The sequence below is a fragment of the Desulfovibrio sp. TomC genome, assembly GCF_000801335.2.
Classification (GTDB): Bacteria; Desulfobacterota; Desulfovibrionia; order Desulfovibrionales; family Desulfovibrionaceae; genus Solidesulfovibrio.
Window position 1 is genome coordinate 58746 of the sequence record NZ_JSEH01000021.1, and the last position, 15412, is coordinate 74157.

Consider the following 15412-nt stretch of genomic DNA (forward strand, 5'->3'; position numbering starts at 1 on the left):
CGCTCCCCGGCCCGCGACACCTTGCAAGCCGGCCATGCCCCAACTCCCCGACACTGTTCCCGAAGAATTCTGTAAAAACTGTAACCAAGAAAACATCGCCGCAGACTGCATGAGCATCCCCGATCCCAACCGGATGCCGGCGTCGCCCGGACCGTGCTTCGGCCCAGACCCCTTGGCTCTGGGCGGGACGGACAAGGCGGTGTACATGCGTTGCGACCTGTCCCTCGACCTCTTCGCGTCAGATCAGCCCATCTCCCCCTACTTGGTCGATTGGCGGCAAGCCTTTGCCGATTTGAACCCGGCCGCCTCAGTTGCGGCGACCCTCTTTTTTGATCGGACCCCCTACCCGCCGGTCATCGAACGCCTGCGCCTGCCGCTGGCCCCGGATACCCGGGGCCGGCGAATCATTGCCTTGTACCTGTCGGCCCTGATCAACAACGTCGTCTGCACTGCCGGAGCCAAACGGGTGACCATTGCCGCCGAGGGCGGCCTCGACCCGGTCATCCTGGAGGCCGTGCGCTCGAATCTACTGGTCCACCTGGACAGCTTTTCCAACATGTCCCTGTATTTTCTCCATGGGCTCGTTGAATCGGTTTTCGGCGAACCCTTGGCCATTGACGATGCCGCCGGCCGGCTCGACGACTTACTCCAGGAACACGCTGTCGGAAGCGACCGTACAGAGATGCCCAACGCCGCCGCGACGCTGCGTCCGGGGTTGGCCCTGGCCATCAATATCGGCCAGCACCTCACCAGTTGGGGATTGGTGCGTCTTACCGCCGACGGCGAGTATCAGGTCATGGACATGACCCGCCGCGCCACCTGCCCGGACGGCAAGCACTATTGTCTCATGGACGAAATCGGCGGCATCGTCGAGGCCGCCAAGCGCAGCCTCGGTCCGGCTGCGGCGGCAGTGGAGGCTGTGGGCCTGGGCATCGCAGCCACGGTCATGGACGGCGTGGTGCGGCCGGTGAGCGAATTCGGACTTTTCGCCGTCTGCCCCCCCCACACCCTCGACGCTGCCGCTGCCACCATCCGGCAGACCGTCAAGGAGGCCTTCCCGGGCCGGCGCACGGCCATCCTGAACGACGCCAAGGCCCAAGCGCTTTTTGCCTACCATCATGGCGGCGGTCGGCAGGCGGCGGAAAACGGCCACCTGTTGGTCGTCCGGTTGGGTTCCTGTCCCTGCATCCATGGCCTGGACGCCAACGGGCACAGCGCTGCGGGCTTTGATGAATATGGCTGGCTGGTCACCCAGGCCCGCCCTCTGGAGCCGGGAGCGCCGCTGTTTTCCACCCCGCGCCTGCCCCTTTCGTATTATGGCGTGGCCCTGGCCGCTGATGAGCTGGGACTCCTGGCCCGCTACGGCCTGGACATCGAAGACGCCATCCCCTTTTTCCATGACCGGCTGATCGGACCGGACCCCTTGGCCGCCCAGGAGGCCGCCGGCGTCTATGGCATTTTGGGGGCGCATCTGGCCATGCTGGCCGCCGAAATCCACCGCAGTCGGCCTATCAACGCGATTCTGGTGCCGGGTTCCCAGGCCAACCGCCTGGACAAACCTGCCTTTGCGGCCATGCGCCGCGGGTTTGAGGCCTTTGCCATTGGCCGGCCCCTGGTTCCCCAGAATGTCGCTCTCAGCCTGATTGAGGAAGCCTCGGCCGAAGCCGGCCTCGTGGGCGCGGCCTGCGCGGCTTTGTCCGCGACCTGATCCACCCCACCGGGTACGCCTGCCCTCCCAAGCGCCCGTCGCGGAAGCGCCTCGGGATGCCGTCTCCTTTTGACACTCCCCACCCTTTGTGCTTAATTGAACCCCCTTTTTCATGAAACTCGTACGCGCTTTGGAGGCGTTAGCATGACTGATTCCCAGACCCCGCAGCATGGCTCGACCCAGAAATCGGATATCCCCGCCCTGCTGCGTCTTCCCGTGCAGTACTGGCGGCAATCCCTGGCCGCGGCCGCCATTGTCCTGGTGGCTGCCGGCGGCTATGCCCTGTATGGCGTGTACCAGAAAGGCCAGACCGAAAAAGCCGAGGCCGCCCTTGGCGAAATCATCACCACCAAAGCCGGGGCGGAACGTGTTGCCGCCTTGGAAGCGCTCGCCAAAACGGCTCCGGCCGGGGCCAAGGCCGGCATCAACCTGGAACTGGCCAAAACCGCCCAGAACCTGGGCGATTTTGCCAAGGCCGCCAGCGCCTTTGAAGCCGTGGCCCAGTCCGCTCCGGCCGGCATGAAGACCATCGCCGCGCTGGGCCAGGCCGCCGCCCTGTCGCGCACCGGGCAGGACGCCAAGGCCGTGGATGTGCTCGAAGCCCTGTCCATCTCCGCTCCCAAGACATTTGCCATGACCATTGACCGCCAGCTGGCCGTCACCGCCGAAGCGGCCGGACAATGGCAAAAGGCCCTGGCTGCCTATGAGCGCATGAAGGCCGACGGCAATGTCCAAAACGCCAGCTTCATTGACGCGCGCATCGTCGAGTTGCGCGCCAAGACCGGCGGCGAAGCCAAGACCAACGGCTAGTCTGCTGCGCCCCGTCAACCGGGACAACACTTACATACTCACACCTCCCCGGACGCTCGGGGAGCATGGACGCCGGCTGCGACGTCCACTGCGTGCTGGAGGTTTGATCCGTGGGCAAGGAGCTTTTAAGCGCGGCAGCCGGGGAAACCCTGCTGCTGCTTGGCAATGAAGCCATCGCCAGGGGCGCCCTGGAAGGCGGCGTGCGGTTTGTGACCTGCTACCCGGGAACCCCGTCTTCGGAAGTTCCGGATACGTTTTTCCGCTTAAGCCAAGGCGCGCCGTACTATTTCGAATATTCCGTCAACGAAAAGGTCGCCCTGGAAGTGGGCGGCGGCGCAGCCCTGGCCGGGCTGCCCACCCTGGTCACCATGAAGCATGTGGGCGTCAACGTGGCCGCCGACCCGCTCATGACCCTGGCCTACGTCTCGGCTCCGGGCGGGCTGGTGCTGCTCTCGGCCGACGATCCAGGCTGCCATTCCTCGCAAAACGAGCAGGACAACCGCATCTATGCCCGCCTGGGCGGCCTGCCCTGCTTCGAGCCGGCCACCGCCCAGGAATGCAAGGACATGGCCCGCGACGCCTTGCTCCTGTCCAGGCGTATTGAAAATCCCGTGCTCCTGCGCACCACCACCCGCATCAACCATGTGCGCGGCCCGGTCACGGTGGGTGCGATGCCGACCACCCCGGCCGAAAAGCCTTTTGCCAAGGACCCGGCCCGGTTCGTGCCGCTGCCGGCCTCGGCCCGGGTCATGCACGTGCGGCTGCGCGCGCTCCTGGACGGCCTTGTCGCCGAGGCCGACGCCTCGCCCTACAACGTCGAATCCGGCGCGGGCGATGTGGGCTTTATCGCCTCGGGCGTGAGCCGCAACTATCTGGCCGACGTGCTGGAAGAAGACGGCCTGACCGGCACGGTGCGCCTGCTGGAACTGGGCATGACCTATCCGTTGCCCGAAAACCGCATCGCCGATTTCTTAGGCTCCTGCAAAAAAGTGCTCATCGTCGAGGAACTCGAACCGGTACTGGAAACCGAGATCCGGGCCCTGGCCCAGGCGCGCGGCATTGCCGTGGAAATCTGCGGTAAAAGCGAGCATCTGCCCCGGCTCGGCGAGTTTTCGACCGCCAATGTCCGGCAGGCCGTGCGCGCCTTCCTCGGCCAGCCCGCCGCCGTTGTCGACACCCTGGCCGTGCCGGGCGATCTGCCCCGGCGTCCGCCCAACCTCTGCGCCGGCTGCCCCCACCGGGCCGCCTACTACGCCGTGCGCGAAGTCTACGGCGACACGGCGGTCTATTCTTCGGACATTGGCTGCTACACCCTGGGCTTTTTGCCGCCGTTTAGGGCCGCCGATTTCCTGCTGTGCATGGGCTCGTCGATTTCAACCGGCGCCGGCTTTGCCCGGGCTTCCGGAAAACCTGTCGTGGCCTTTATCGGCGATTCAACCTTTTTCCACTCCGGCATAACCGGCCTCATTGACGCCGTGGCCTACAATCACGATATTCTTATTGTGATTCTCGACAACCGCACCACGGCCATGACCGGCCATCAACCCAATCCCGGCGTCGATACCACCATCTTCGGCGACAACCCGAACCCGGTGGACCTCATGGGGCTGATCCGGGCCTGCGGCGTGGAACCGGTCAAGGTCAATCCGCTCAACCACAAAGCGACCCTGGCCGCCCTGACCGACCTGTCCCAAAAGCATGGCCCACGCGTGCTGGTGGCCGAATACCCGTGCCCCATCCATGCCCGGCGCGTGGGCCAGGCCAAGAAGACCCTGCCCGCCCGGGTGGCCGGCGATCCTGTCGCCTGCCTCGCCGTACGCGACAACCTGGCCTGCCCGGCCTTTGCCATGGTCGACGGCGTATTTTCCATCAACGCCGAACAGTGCGACGGCTGCATGTTCTGCGTCCAGCTTTCCCCGGAGATAAAGCCCGGCAAGAAGGAGGCGAAATGACCCGCTCCCGCATCTTTTTTACCGGCGTCGGCGGTCAGGGCACCCTGACCGCCACCACGCTTTTGGCCCGGACCGCCCTGGACGCCGGGTTCCCCGTCACCTCAGGCGAAATCCACGGCATGGCCCAGCGCGGCGGCGTGGTCGAATCCACCCTGCTGGTCGGCGGCTATAAAAGCGCCGTCATCGCCCCGGGCGAGGCCGACGTGATCCTCGGCTTTGAGTTGCTCGAAACCTTGCGGGCGCTCCCCATGCTGCGGCGCGGCGGCTTCGTCGTTGGCAACAGCGAATCCCTCCAACCGGTCGGCGTGTGCCTGGGCCGGGAATGCTACCCGCCCCTGGAGCAGGTCCTGGAGATCGCCAAGGGTTTTGCCGCCCGGGTGGTCATGGCCCCCTGCATCAGTCTGGCCGAACAGGCCGGCACGGCCAAGGCCGCCAACACCGTGCTGCTGGGCGCGGCAGCAGCCTGCGGGGCGCTGCCCTTTACGCTTGAGGCGCTGGCCCGCTCCATCGAAAAATATCTCAAGCCCAAGCTTGTCGAAGTCAACCTCAAGGCCCTGGCCCTTGGCGCCGGGGCCGTTGCAGCGAGTCAGGCGGCGTGATCGACGCGCTCACGTCCTTTGACGGGGCCGGGCCGGCCTTTTATGGCGCGCTGACGCGGATTGTGGCCGTCACCGGTCCCGGCCGGGCCGTGCGCCGGGGGCTGGAAAACGCCCTGGCCGTTTTGGTGGAAGCCCTTGGCTATCGCCGGGTCTGCCTGGAACTGCACGACCTGCCCCAGCCAGGCGCCCGCATCGTCCTGTCGCACGGCCGCCAGCAGGGGCTGGACCATCTCTATGGTCCGGCCCCCATCACCATGGGCCAGGTCATCGGTTCGCGCCGTTCCCTGATCCTGCAGGACGTCAAGGATCACCCCGACTTCCTCGGCCGGCCGCCCGACGAACTCTCGACCCTGTCGCACATCTGCGTGCCGGTGACGGTGCCGACGCCTGACGGCCATGTGGAAGGTTTTTCTCCAGTGGCCCCCTCGGGCGTGGTCGGGGCGCTCAGCATCGATCTGCCCAAGGCCCCCATGGTCTTTCTGGAGGCCCATCGCGAATTTCTCGCCGTGGTCGGCGGCATTCTCGGCAACGCCTCCCTGCGCCTTCGCGACGAGCTTGACACCTCGCGCCGCACCGCTGCCAGCGCCCCGCAACCGGATGAGGATGCCCCGGCCCAGACCCCGCCGGACCAGCCCGTGGCTGTCTCCAAAAGCATCCGGCTGGTGCTGCGCCAGATCGCCCAGGCCGCGGACTCCAACGACCCGGTCCTGTTTCGGGGCGAGGAAGGCACGGGCAAGGAATTTCTGGCCCGCTGCCTGCACAGCCAGGGAAACCGCCGCATGCGCCCGTTTTTGCGCCTGGGTTGCGGCGAAATGCCCCAGGAAGCCGTGATGGAGCACCTCTTTGGCGTCCAAAAGGGCGAGCGCTCCAAGGCCACCCGCTCCAAACGCGGCTTGTTCGAGCTGGCCCAGGGCGGAATCGTCTTTCTCGACGACATCGAGGAACTGTCCCCGGCGGCCCAGGCCAGGGTATTGCGGGTCATCCAGGAAGGGACCGTCAACCGCCTGGGCAGCGACACGACCGTGGCCGTGGACGCCCGGGTGGTGGCGGCCAGCTCGGCCTCCCTGGAAGACGCCATGGGGCAGGGAGCCTTTCTCGAAGACCTGTTTTACGCTCTGGGCGTCTTTGCCCTCTATGTGCCGCCGCTGCGCGACCGCATGGGGGACATCCTGCCCCTGGCTGAATATTTCCTGGAAGACTTTTCCGTACGGACCGGCAAAAGCGTCCGCCGCATCTCCACCCCGGCCATTGATCTGTTAAGCCAGTACCACTGGCCGGGCAACGTACGGGAACTGGCCAATTGCATGGAACGCGCCGCAACGCTTTGCGACGAGGCCGTGGTGCGCACCTACCATTTGCCGCCCACCCTGCAGACCGGCGAATCCTCCGGTACGGAGCCCTCGCTTTCCTTTGGCGAGGCCGTGGCCGAATTTGAACAGGAACTGCTGGTGGAAGCGCTCAAAAAGGCCCGGGGCAACATGTATCAGGCGGCGCGGGATCTGCGCGAAAGCTACCGCGTGGTCAACTACAAGGTCAAAAAATACGGCATCGACCCCAAACGCTTTACCCCGGGGCGACGCACCTGACCGGCCCGAGAAAACGGTTTACCCGAGCGCTGCAACCGCGTAATACCTAACGCCAATTCACTTCCATATGGAGGCTTCATGGCCAGCCGCGCCAGCCACGACTACTACCGCGACGACATGACCAAAATGCCGCCGCTTCGGTCCATTGCCCAGACCCTTTGCCTGGACAAACGTGTCCGCAAGGTCACGGCTGCCGAGGCTTACGAACTGGCCAAAAGCCAGCATGACGTCACCGACACCGATCTGCCCATCTATCCGCCGGCAGCCAAGCGCCTGGGGCTGCCTGACGGAGCCACGGTGCTCAACAACTGTCACGGCCGCATTGTCGGCCGCACAGCCAAGGCCCGACGCTTCTATACCCGCATGGACCCGGTGGAGCGGCGCAAGGTCGAATCCGACCTGCGCGAGGCCGTCTTCGCCATGCAGCAACATCCGCTCATCAAGGCCGAGGCCATTCTCGGCCTGGATACCGATCTCATGATCAAGGCCACCATCGTGGCGACCGAGGACGACGCGGTCAACGTCTTCAACTGGCTGGCCAATTTCACGCCCTACGAGGAGCTGGCCGAGACGTACGCCCAAAGCGCCAAACTCCCCATTCCCGACATCCTGGTCGTGGGCTTTAACCACTGGACCACCGCCGACCCTTACTACCACAACGCCGGCGGCCCCCAGCTGGCCCTGGTCGATGAAGACGCCAACGTCATCTTCAACCTCGGGATGCGCTATTTCGGTGAACGCAAGAAAGGGACCCTGACCCTGGCCTGGACCTCCGGCATGCGCCTTCGCATGGCCGCCTGCCACGGCGGCATCAAGGAAATCGACTTTTCCGGCTGCGCCGATGCCGGGGCCAAGGCCATGGGCAAGCGGTCCATCGCCTTTTTCGGCCTCTCCGGCACGGGCAAATCCTCCCACACCAATTCCCACGACAACGGCGGCACCCTGCCGGCCGGCTTTACCAAGGTCGTGCTCCACGACGACGCCTTCCAGATCGACTGCGAAAAGAAGGTCTGCCGGGTCTGGGAACCGACCCTGTTCGACAAGACCGACTCACGCCCGACCGGCCATCCGGACTGGCGGTACATGATCTCCACCATGAACCTGGGCCTGACCGAAGCCGACGGCAAGGTGCTGCCGCTTGGCCAGGACGTGCGCAACCCCAACGGCCGGGCGCTTATTGACCGCGACCTGCTCGGGGCCTACGTCAACCGGTGTTCCTTCCCGGACCTCATGGTCTGGCTCATGAAGGACACCTGCCTGCCGCCGGTGGTGCGCTTTGCCGACAAAAATCTGGCCGTGGCCATGGGAGCATCGCTCATGACCCGGCGCAATCTGGCCGAGAATGTCAGCGAGGAAGAGCTCAAAACACTTGTCTTCGAACCCTTTGCCAACCCCTTCCGGGTGTACGAACTCTGGAAGGATGTCGAAGCCTTCTTAAACGTCTTCGAGGCCGGGGCTGTTGGCTATTCCTTCAACTCGGTCGGCTTCTGGAAGGCCTCGGACCGGGACCTGCAAAAAATCCCGCTGCAAAGCTCGCTCACATTGCAGACCTCGCTCTTGCTGGAACGGCTGGAATGGGTGGATTGGGATCTCCTGCCCGGGGCCCAGCTGCCCAAGCCGGAAAGCATCGAAAAATTCCTGCCGGGCTATACGGCGCTCTATGATCCCTCGCTGGTGGAAAACCGCGACCGCTACCTGGAAACCCTCAAGGATCGTTTCCACCAGCGTCGGGTCTACCTGCAAAATTCCGATCTGCACAACCGGCCTGAACTGCTCATGCGCCTGGTCAATGCACTCATGGTGCGGGCCTAGGCTGTTGTCGCGACTAACGGCAGGACCCATGGTTTCGGACAGACCCGGCTTTATGGCAGACAGGATCAGCCAGACCCTGGACAGCCAGCCGCAGCGTTTCCCCGGGAAACGCTGCGGCAACAGGCGGCCGGCATGAGCCTGCGCTCCATTCTCGGCCTCATCGGACTGGCCGTTTCCCTGCCCTTTCTGGGCTACTTGGTCTACCTGAGCCAGGCCAAGACGACCTCGCCCGATCAGATCATCTTCCTGGCCTTTGCCTTTTCCATCACGTTTCCCACGCTCATTTTGCTGTCGCTGGTCCTGTTTCGAAGCCTCGTCATCCTGGCCGTGTCCCTGCCGGTCTACGCTGCCTGCGTCATTGCCGGTTATGCCAGGACGTTTATGGCCTTTCAGATCATCTGCAACGGCAAGGCCACCGAATCCTTCCGGGACTGCCTGTACTTCAGCGTCACCCAGTTCACCAATACCGGCTGCGCCGATTGTATGCCCACTCCGTCCATGCGCCTGCTGGCTGCCTCGGAAGCCTTTTTCGGCTCCCTGTCCATGGGCGTTTTCGTCGCCTGCCTCATTGTCATCCTGATACGCATGATCACGGCCGACAGGCTGCGCCAGTAGCTGCTACACAGGCGAAACCGTTTCCGTCACCACTGCCCGACAGCCCAAAGTCCGGCGTACCGGACAGGCCCGGGCCGCCCGCAGGATCTTCCCCCGCTCTTCCTCGCTGAGGTCGCCCTCCAAGGTAACGGCGCAGGCATAGGCCGCCGTCTCCGGGTCCGAGCGGTCAAGCGTCACCGTGACCCCGGCCTGATCCAGGGCCATGCCGTGAGCAGAAGCGTACTTGGTCATGATCATGACCAGACACGATCCGAGCGCCGCCTCCAGCAATTCATGCGGCCGAAAGCCCTGGCCGGCCCCGCCCTTGTCCGGCGTGGCGTCGCAAACCCCGCGAAACGTCCCATTGTCGAATGCCACCTGGAGTGGTGTCGCAAGTCCCTGGCAAACCATCATGCGAAGTCCTCCCTTTTCCGCCAGATGACCCCAAACGACCGCGATTGCCAACAAAAAAACCCGGCCGGAGAGGTCTCCAGCCGGGGGCAAAGCACGCACGCCTGTCGGCAGGTTTAGGGCTTGACGCTAAAGATATAGGCGTTTTCCGGTTGCAGGTATTTGCCGGCCAGTTCCTGAAGGGTCTGGGGCGTGATACTTTGCGCCGCTTCGACCACTTGGCGCTCATGGTCGATGGGCAGCCCGGCGGCCAGGGACTGGGAGGCCTCGCTGCTCCTGGCCCGAAGGCTTTGGCGCTCGCGGTAGTAGTCGCCGGCCATGACGTTTTTGGCCCGAAGCATCAGCTCATCCGGGAGCGGCGTCTGCTTGAGCTGGACGGCCACCTGCTTAAATCCTTCCAAGGCCGCATCGGCTTTCTCCGGGGAGGTGCCGATATAAAAAGCCAGGAACCCGGCATGGTGGGCCTGCCACAAAAACGAGGTCACGGAATAACCAAGGCTCTCGCCGTCGCGCAACCGGGTGAACAGCAGTCCGCTTTGCCCGGCCAGCACGTCGTTTAAGAGACTGAGCGCCGGCGCTTCCGGCGAGTCGATGCCCGGCACGGGGAAGATCATGAACAGATGGGTCTGTTTGCGCTCGGGCAAGGTGGCCGAGTCCTGGCGCTTTCCCCCCCACTTCGGCGTGGCAAAGGTGAAGGGCTTGGCCGGGCCGGCGGCCTTATTCAGAGACTCGGCCATGCGCCGCACCGCAGCGGCGTCAAAATCGCCGCTCACAGCCAGCACCCAGGGCATGGCGCGCTGGGTATTCCAAAAGCCGGCCACGTCCTTGGGGCCGAAGCCTTTGACCGTGGCCGCATCGCCCAGGCGGGTGTAGGCGTAGGCGGTGTCGGCAAACAGGAAGGGGAATATCCGGCGAAACGCCAGTCCCATGGGCTCGTCCTGCTTGGACTTGATCGAGGCCAGTTGGTCGTTGACCTCGCGCTTGACCTCGGTCGGCAAAAAAGCCGGGGCCGACAGGATGTCGGCAAAAAGACCGTACATGTCGCCCTGGAAACGGCTGGGAAAGCGCGATCCCACCGAGAACGAGTCCCGGCCGGAGGCCGCTGAAAGCGAGGCCGCCCGGTCGGCCAGAAAGTCTTCCAGGGCGTTGGCCGACAGTTTGGCCGTACCCGTGGTCAGACAATTGGCGGCCAGTTCGGCCAGCCCCTGGTGGTTTTGGGCCAGGAGGGCGTCGCCGCCGTTGTAGGTCATGGACAGGGAGACATACGGCAGGGTCGCGTCCGGCAGCAGCACCAGGGTGTGGCCGCCGCCCAGATCAATGACTTGCGACGCCGCTGCCGGGGCGGCGGCGTCCGCTGCCTTGGCCGCAGTCTTGGACGCGGGCCAGATTTTGGCCGCCACCTCGGTCAGCCCGGCGGTGGTCACCACGGCCTCGTCGGCCTTGGGAGCCAGGACCGCCGCAACCATGCGCTCGGGGCGAAGGGTTGAGGCGATGACCGCTTCCAGGGCCTTTTGGTCAACCAGATGCACGGCCCGCAGATAATTGGCCTCACCGTCCGGTTCGTAGCCGTAGAACCGGAAATAGCCGGCCTTCATGGCCAGTCCGGACAACGTCTCCTTGGCTCCGTAGAGGCCGTCTTCGACGCCGAGCTTGACCCGCTCGATTTCCTTGTCGCTAAACGACGCACCCTTGAGCCGGGCCAGTTCGCCCAGCAGGCCTTGCCAAAAGGCAGCCAGATTCTTGGCGTCCAAGGTGGCGTCGATGAAAAAGAGCCCGCCTCGCTCCAGAGTCATGGAGGCGCAGGACACGTCGTCGACCAGCTGCTTTTCGTATTTAAACGTGCGGTACAGCCGGCTGGTCTCATCGCCGGCCAACAGCTTGGCCAGGACTTCCAGGCTGGCCTCGTCGGCGCTGCGAAGCCCCGGCGTCGGGAACGACACCTGCAGGCGCACCTTGCCCCACTGGCCGTATTCCACCTGCACCGAGGGCTGGCTGGCGACGGCGGGAAGCGGATAGACGGGCGGCGGCGTGATGGCCCGATCATTGGTCAGGTCGCCGAAAAGCGCCCCGGCCTCCAGCTCCACTTCGTCGGCATGCACCTTGCCGACCACCACCAGCAGCATGGACTGGGGCTGGTAGCGCTCGGCCACGTAGGCCCGCAAATCCTCGCCGGAAAAGCTCGACACCGTCTCGGGGAAACCGATGATGGGCCAACCGTAGGCTCGTTCCGGCCAAGCCATGGCCTGGGTGAGCTGGAAAAGGCGGTTGTCGGGATCGTCCTTGCCCCGGGCCAGTTCGGACAGCACCACCTGCCGCTCGCTGTCGAGCTCGGTGGGATCGAATTTGGCCCCGAAGATCATGTCTTTGATCACGTCCAGACCCAGACGCCAGTGCTCGGCAGGCAGGTCCACCCGGTAGGTGGTGCTGTCAAAGCTTGTGGCCGCGTTGAGCTCGCCGCCGGCCCCCTCGATCTCCGACGCCACCTGCCCGGCCGGGCGTTTCGCCGTGGATTTAAATACCATATGTTCAAGCAGGTGGCTTATGCCCGCCTGCTTGGGTGTCTCGTACCCGGAGCCGGCATGAACGAAAAGCCGCACGGCAACCAGCGGGAACCGGTCGTCTTCAATGGTCATCACGGTGAGACCGTTTTTGAGCCGGACCACCTTGGGGGCGTCAGCCGAAAAAGCCGACGATGCGGCCAGGGCCACCAAGAGCGCGGCCAGACACAAGACGTTTCGCCAACGCATACGGGATACTCCTTTACGGCCCTGCCCGGCCGACCAGTCGGACGGACGGACACCCGGCAGCCGAAGCGGCCAGAGTGCTGGCTTTGGCTGGGAAACGATACTTAACAATCGTTCATCTCAGGCGGCCAGCCGCCGCCCTCGGCATAGGCCACCCCGGTCTTGGCCAAAGCGTAGGCTCCGCGGACCAGTTGCGGGCAGACCGCCTCCACCAGCCGCAGAGGGCTTAAATAGGTCTCGCCAAAATCGCAGGTAAAACGCACCACTGCCGGTCCGACGACCGCGACAGCCACAACGATGGCCTTGGCCTCAAGGGTGCGCGGGCCTTTTTTCGATTCCCAGGTCACCGGGAATGTCTCGGCCCGGGTGAAATCCTGCCAGCCTTGCAAGCACTGCGAGGCAAGCTCCTCGGGTACGGTCAGGACAAAGGTTTCCAGCACCGGATGGGCCATCTTGCGCCCGCCGGCCAGGGGCTCGACCCCGACCACGGCCAGTCCCTCAGGCAAATTGGGATTGAGCCGGGCGGCAAACTCCTCGGCGGTCACAGCCTCGCGCAGGAAAATGCCCAGCCACTCGGCCTGGCTAGAGACGCCGACCGGCAAGGCCCGGCCAAATGAAATCTGGGGCAGCGGATGGTAGCCGGCGGAAAAACTCGGTTTAAGCCCGGCCCGGCGCAGCGAACGCTCGATGACCCGGCCCAGTTCGAGCTGGCTCAGATAAATGGCGCTGCCGTGCTTGGCATACCAGACCCGGAAATGGGCGTCCTTGCGGGTGAGGTCTTCCTTGGGCGGCGGGGGCGGCGCAGCCACGGCTTCGCGCTCGGGAGCCGGGTTATTGAGCCGGGGCATGATGGGCGCTTCGGCGGTCAGCGGGCTTTTGCGGCCGCCCTCGTTGCACACGCCGCAGCCGGTGCACTCGCCGTAGCGGCAATCGCCGGTGATGGTCCCTTCCAGGGCGCGTCGCCGTTCCAGGCGCAGATAGGCCGGCGAGACGCCGCAGGACAGATGGTCCCAGGGCAATGGCCGGTCAAGGTCGCGTTCGGCCAGCCAGTCGGCCGGCGACAGGCCGGCCTCGGCAAAGACTTCAAGCCACGGGGCCAGATCGAAGCGGTCGATCCAGGAACAAAACAGCGCGCCCTTGCGCCAGCCGGCCTCGACCAGGGGAGCCAGTTCCCGGCCGCCCCGGGCAAAAACGCCTTCAAGAAAACTCATCTCCGGCTCGTGCCAGCGCAAGGTCAGCCGGCGCTCGGAGGCAAAAAGCTCGCGCAGGAAATTCACCCGGCTACGAATCTGCTCCAGATTGATCTGTGCGTCCCACTGAAACGGCGTGTGGGGCTTGGGCACGAAGGGCGAAATGGCGGCGGTGACCTGCAGGCGTTTGGCCCCCCGCGGGGCCTCGGCCAGGACCCTTTGGGCCAGTTCGAAGATGCCGCGCACGTCGTCTTCGGTTTCGGTCGGCAAACCGATCATGAAATAGAGCTTTATCTGCTGCCAGCCATGCGCAAACAGGCGTCTGGCATGGGCCAGGATGTCTTCCTCGGTGATGCCCTTGTTAATGACGTCGCGCAGGCGCTGGGTGGCGGCCTCGGGTGCAACCGTGGCCCCGGTGCGGCGGATGCCGGCCATCATGGACAGGATGGAGTCGGACAAGGTGCCGGCCCGCAGCGACGGCAGGGACACGGCGATCTGATCGCGGCGGCAGCGGTCGATGCTCTGGGCAAAAAGGCTTTCCAGAGCGGAAAAATCGCCGGTGGACAGGGACAGGAAGGACAGCTCCTCGTAGCCGGTGCGGCCCAGGCCCTCGCCGACAAGCTTTTCCAGGGCGCCGAGGCTGCGTTCGCGCACCGGCCGGTAGATCATGCCGGCGTGACAGAAGCGGCAGCCCCGGGTGCAGCCCCGGGCAATCTCGACCGACAGGCGGTCATGGACGGCCTGGGCAAAGGGCACCACCTGGCAGGATGGGAACGGGGCCGTGTCGAGATCGGCCACCACGGCCTTGACCACTCTGTCGTAGCCGGCAACCAGGGGGTGTATGCCGGTTTCCGGGTCGAACTCGAAAAATTCCGGAATGTAGACGCCGGGAATGGCCGTCAGGTTGTGCAACAGTTCCAGGCGCGGCGTACCGGCCTCCCGGGCCTCGGCCACCAGACCCAGGATGTCGACCAGGGCCGTTTCGCCATCGCCAATGACCATGACGTCGAAAAATGGAGCCATCGGTTCGGCGTTAAAAGCGCAGCCGCCGCCGGCTATGACCAGGGGCCAATGGCCGCCGGCTGCCCGGTCGGCCGTGCGGAAGGGAATGCCGGCCAGATCGAGCATGTGGAGCACACTGGTGTAGCACAGCTCATGGGTCAGGTGAAAAGCCACCACGTCGCACGCGGTCAGCGGCGTGTCGGTTTCCAAAGTGCATAAGGCCGCGCCGGACTCGCGCATGACAACCACGGCCTCATCAGCCGGGGCAAAGACGCGCTCGGCCGCCAGGCCGGAAACACGGTTGACGGCCTCATAGAGGATGCGCCCGCCGACATAGGACATGCCGACCTCGTAGAAATCCGGGAAGGCCAGGGCCACCCGGGCCCGGACCGTGGTCGGGTCCTTGGCCGTGCGGCCCCATTCGCCGCCGAGATACTGGGTGGGCTTTTGCAATCGGGGTACGAGATCACGCATGAGGGGGTCTCCGGCCGCCGCAGTGGGCCGGGGCGGTCTTTCGTGGGGAAAAACAAATACGCCGCCACCCGGAGAAAACCGGATGGCGGCTTGGGGCCTGGAATTATTTCTTGAGGAGATTTGAGATGTTGCCGCCCTTGCCCGCCAGAGACGACAGGTTTTTGAGATCGCCTGTGGTGGACAGGGTCAGGTTGCTGGTGGCCTCGAGGTAGCGGGTCTGGAGTTCGTCGGGGAACTTCTTGAACTGGTAGAGAATATGGGCGCCGGCAATCTCGCCGCCGATTTCGGTCTCAAACGGATAGCCAAAGGGCAAAAGCATCATCTGCACGCCCTGCTGCGACGGGATGGTCTGCAGCATGGCCACTTCGGTCAGCTTATCGGCAGCCTCGTCCCATTTGCCGAGGACGGTTTCGCCGTTTATGAGTTTCACGAGGCGGATGTCGTAAGCCATGTGTCGTTCTCCTTGGTGTTTGGCGCAAAAGGCCGAAGCCTTGAGCTAGGCACGCCTTGGGGCCGTGTCAAGCCGGCGA

The 15412-nt window shown here is 64.7% G+C and carries 11 protein-coding genes; 7 read left to right on the forward strand and 4 right to left on the reverse strand.

What is annotated here, in order from left to right:
• The first annotated feature begins 109 nt into the window (after nucleotides 1–109).
• The 7 genes from NY78_RS17535 (at nucleotide 110) to NY78_RS17565 (ending at nucleotide 9082) form a co-directional block, all read left to right on the forward strand.
• Nucleotides 110–1708, forward strand: coding sequence for a hypothetical protein (locus tag NY78_RS17535; RefSeq protein WP_231584032.1), 1599 nt, complete (start codon nucleotides 110–112; stop codon nucleotides 1706–1708).
• 144 nt (nucleotides 1709–1852) lie between these two features.
• A complete protein-coding gene (locus NY78_RS17540) occupies nucleotides 1853–2518 on the forward strand; it encodes a tetratricopeptide repeat protein (RefSeq protein ID WP_043638827.1) in 666 nt (221 codons plus the stop codon).
• A gap of 110 nt (nucleotides 2519–2628) precedes the next feature.
• Nucleotides 2629–4470, forward strand: coding sequence for an indolepyruvate ferredoxin oxidoreductase subunit alpha (gene iorA, locus NY78_RS17545; protein WP_043638829.1), 1842 nt, complete (start codon nucleotides 2629–2631; stop codon nucleotides 4468–4470).
• Nucleotides 4467–5069 (forward strand): indolepyruvate oxidoreductase subunit beta, encoded by a 603-nt coding sequence (locus tag NY78_RS17550; RefSeq protein WP_043638831.1) that lies wholly within the window; start codon nucleotides 4467–4469, stop codon nucleotides 5067–5069. The genes iorA and NY78_RS17550 overlap by 4 nt, the downstream gene beginning before the upstream one ends.
• Nucleotides 5066–6655 (forward strand): sigma 54-interacting transcriptional regulator, encoded by a 1590-nt coding sequence (locus NY78_RS17555; RefSeq protein WP_043638834.1) that lies wholly within the window; start codon nucleotides 5066–5068, stop codon nucleotides 6653–6655. The genes NY78_RS17550 and NY78_RS17555 overlap by 4 nt, the downstream gene beginning before the upstream one ends.
• A gap of 78 nt (nucleotides 6656–6733) precedes the next feature.
• On the forward strand, nucleotides 6734–8467 hold the full coding sequence (locus NY78_RS17560) for a phosphoenolpyruvate carboxykinase (ATP) (RefSeq protein ID WP_043638836.1): 1734 nt from the start codon (nucleotides 6734–6736) through the stop codon (nucleotides 8465–8467).
• Nucleotides 8468–8599: 132 nt separating this feature from the next.
• On the forward strand, nucleotides 8600–9082 hold the full coding sequence (locus NY78_RS17565; RefSeq protein WP_043638838.1) for an ion channel: 483 nt from the start codon (nucleotides 8600–8602) through the stop codon (nucleotides 9080–9082).
• 3 nt (nucleotides 9083–9085) lie between these two features.
• Here NY78_RS17565 and NY78_RS17570 read toward each other — a convergent pair whose 3' ends face one another.
• From NY78_RS17570 to NY78_RS17585, 4 genes are all read right to left on the reverse strand, one after another.
• The gene (locus NY78_RS17570; protein WP_043638841.1) at nucleotides 9086–9475 is read right to left on the reverse strand and encodes an OsmC family protein; all 390 of its coding nucleotides are present in this window, start codon (nucleotides 9473–9475) and stop codon (nucleotides 9086–9088) included.
• A gap of 113 nt (nucleotides 9476–9588) precedes the next feature.
• Entirely contained in the window at nucleotides 9589–12219 is a 2631-nt protein-coding gene (locus tag NY78_RS17575) for a M16 family metallopeptidase (RefSeq protein ID WP_043638843.1), read from the reverse strand.
• A gap of 101 nt (nucleotides 12220–12320) precedes the next feature.
• Entirely contained in the window at nucleotides 12321–14882 is a 2562-nt protein-coding gene (locus NY78_RS17580; protein ID WP_043638846.1) for a TIGR03960 family B12-binding radical SAM protein, read from the reverse strand.
• 103 nt (nucleotides 14883–14985) lie between these two features.
• A complete protein-coding gene (locus tag NY78_RS17585; protein WP_043638849.1) occupies nucleotides 14986–15333 on the reverse strand; it encodes a hypothetical protein in 348 nt (115 codons plus the stop codon).
• Between the last annotated feature and the right edge of the window lie 79 nt (nucleotides 15334–15412).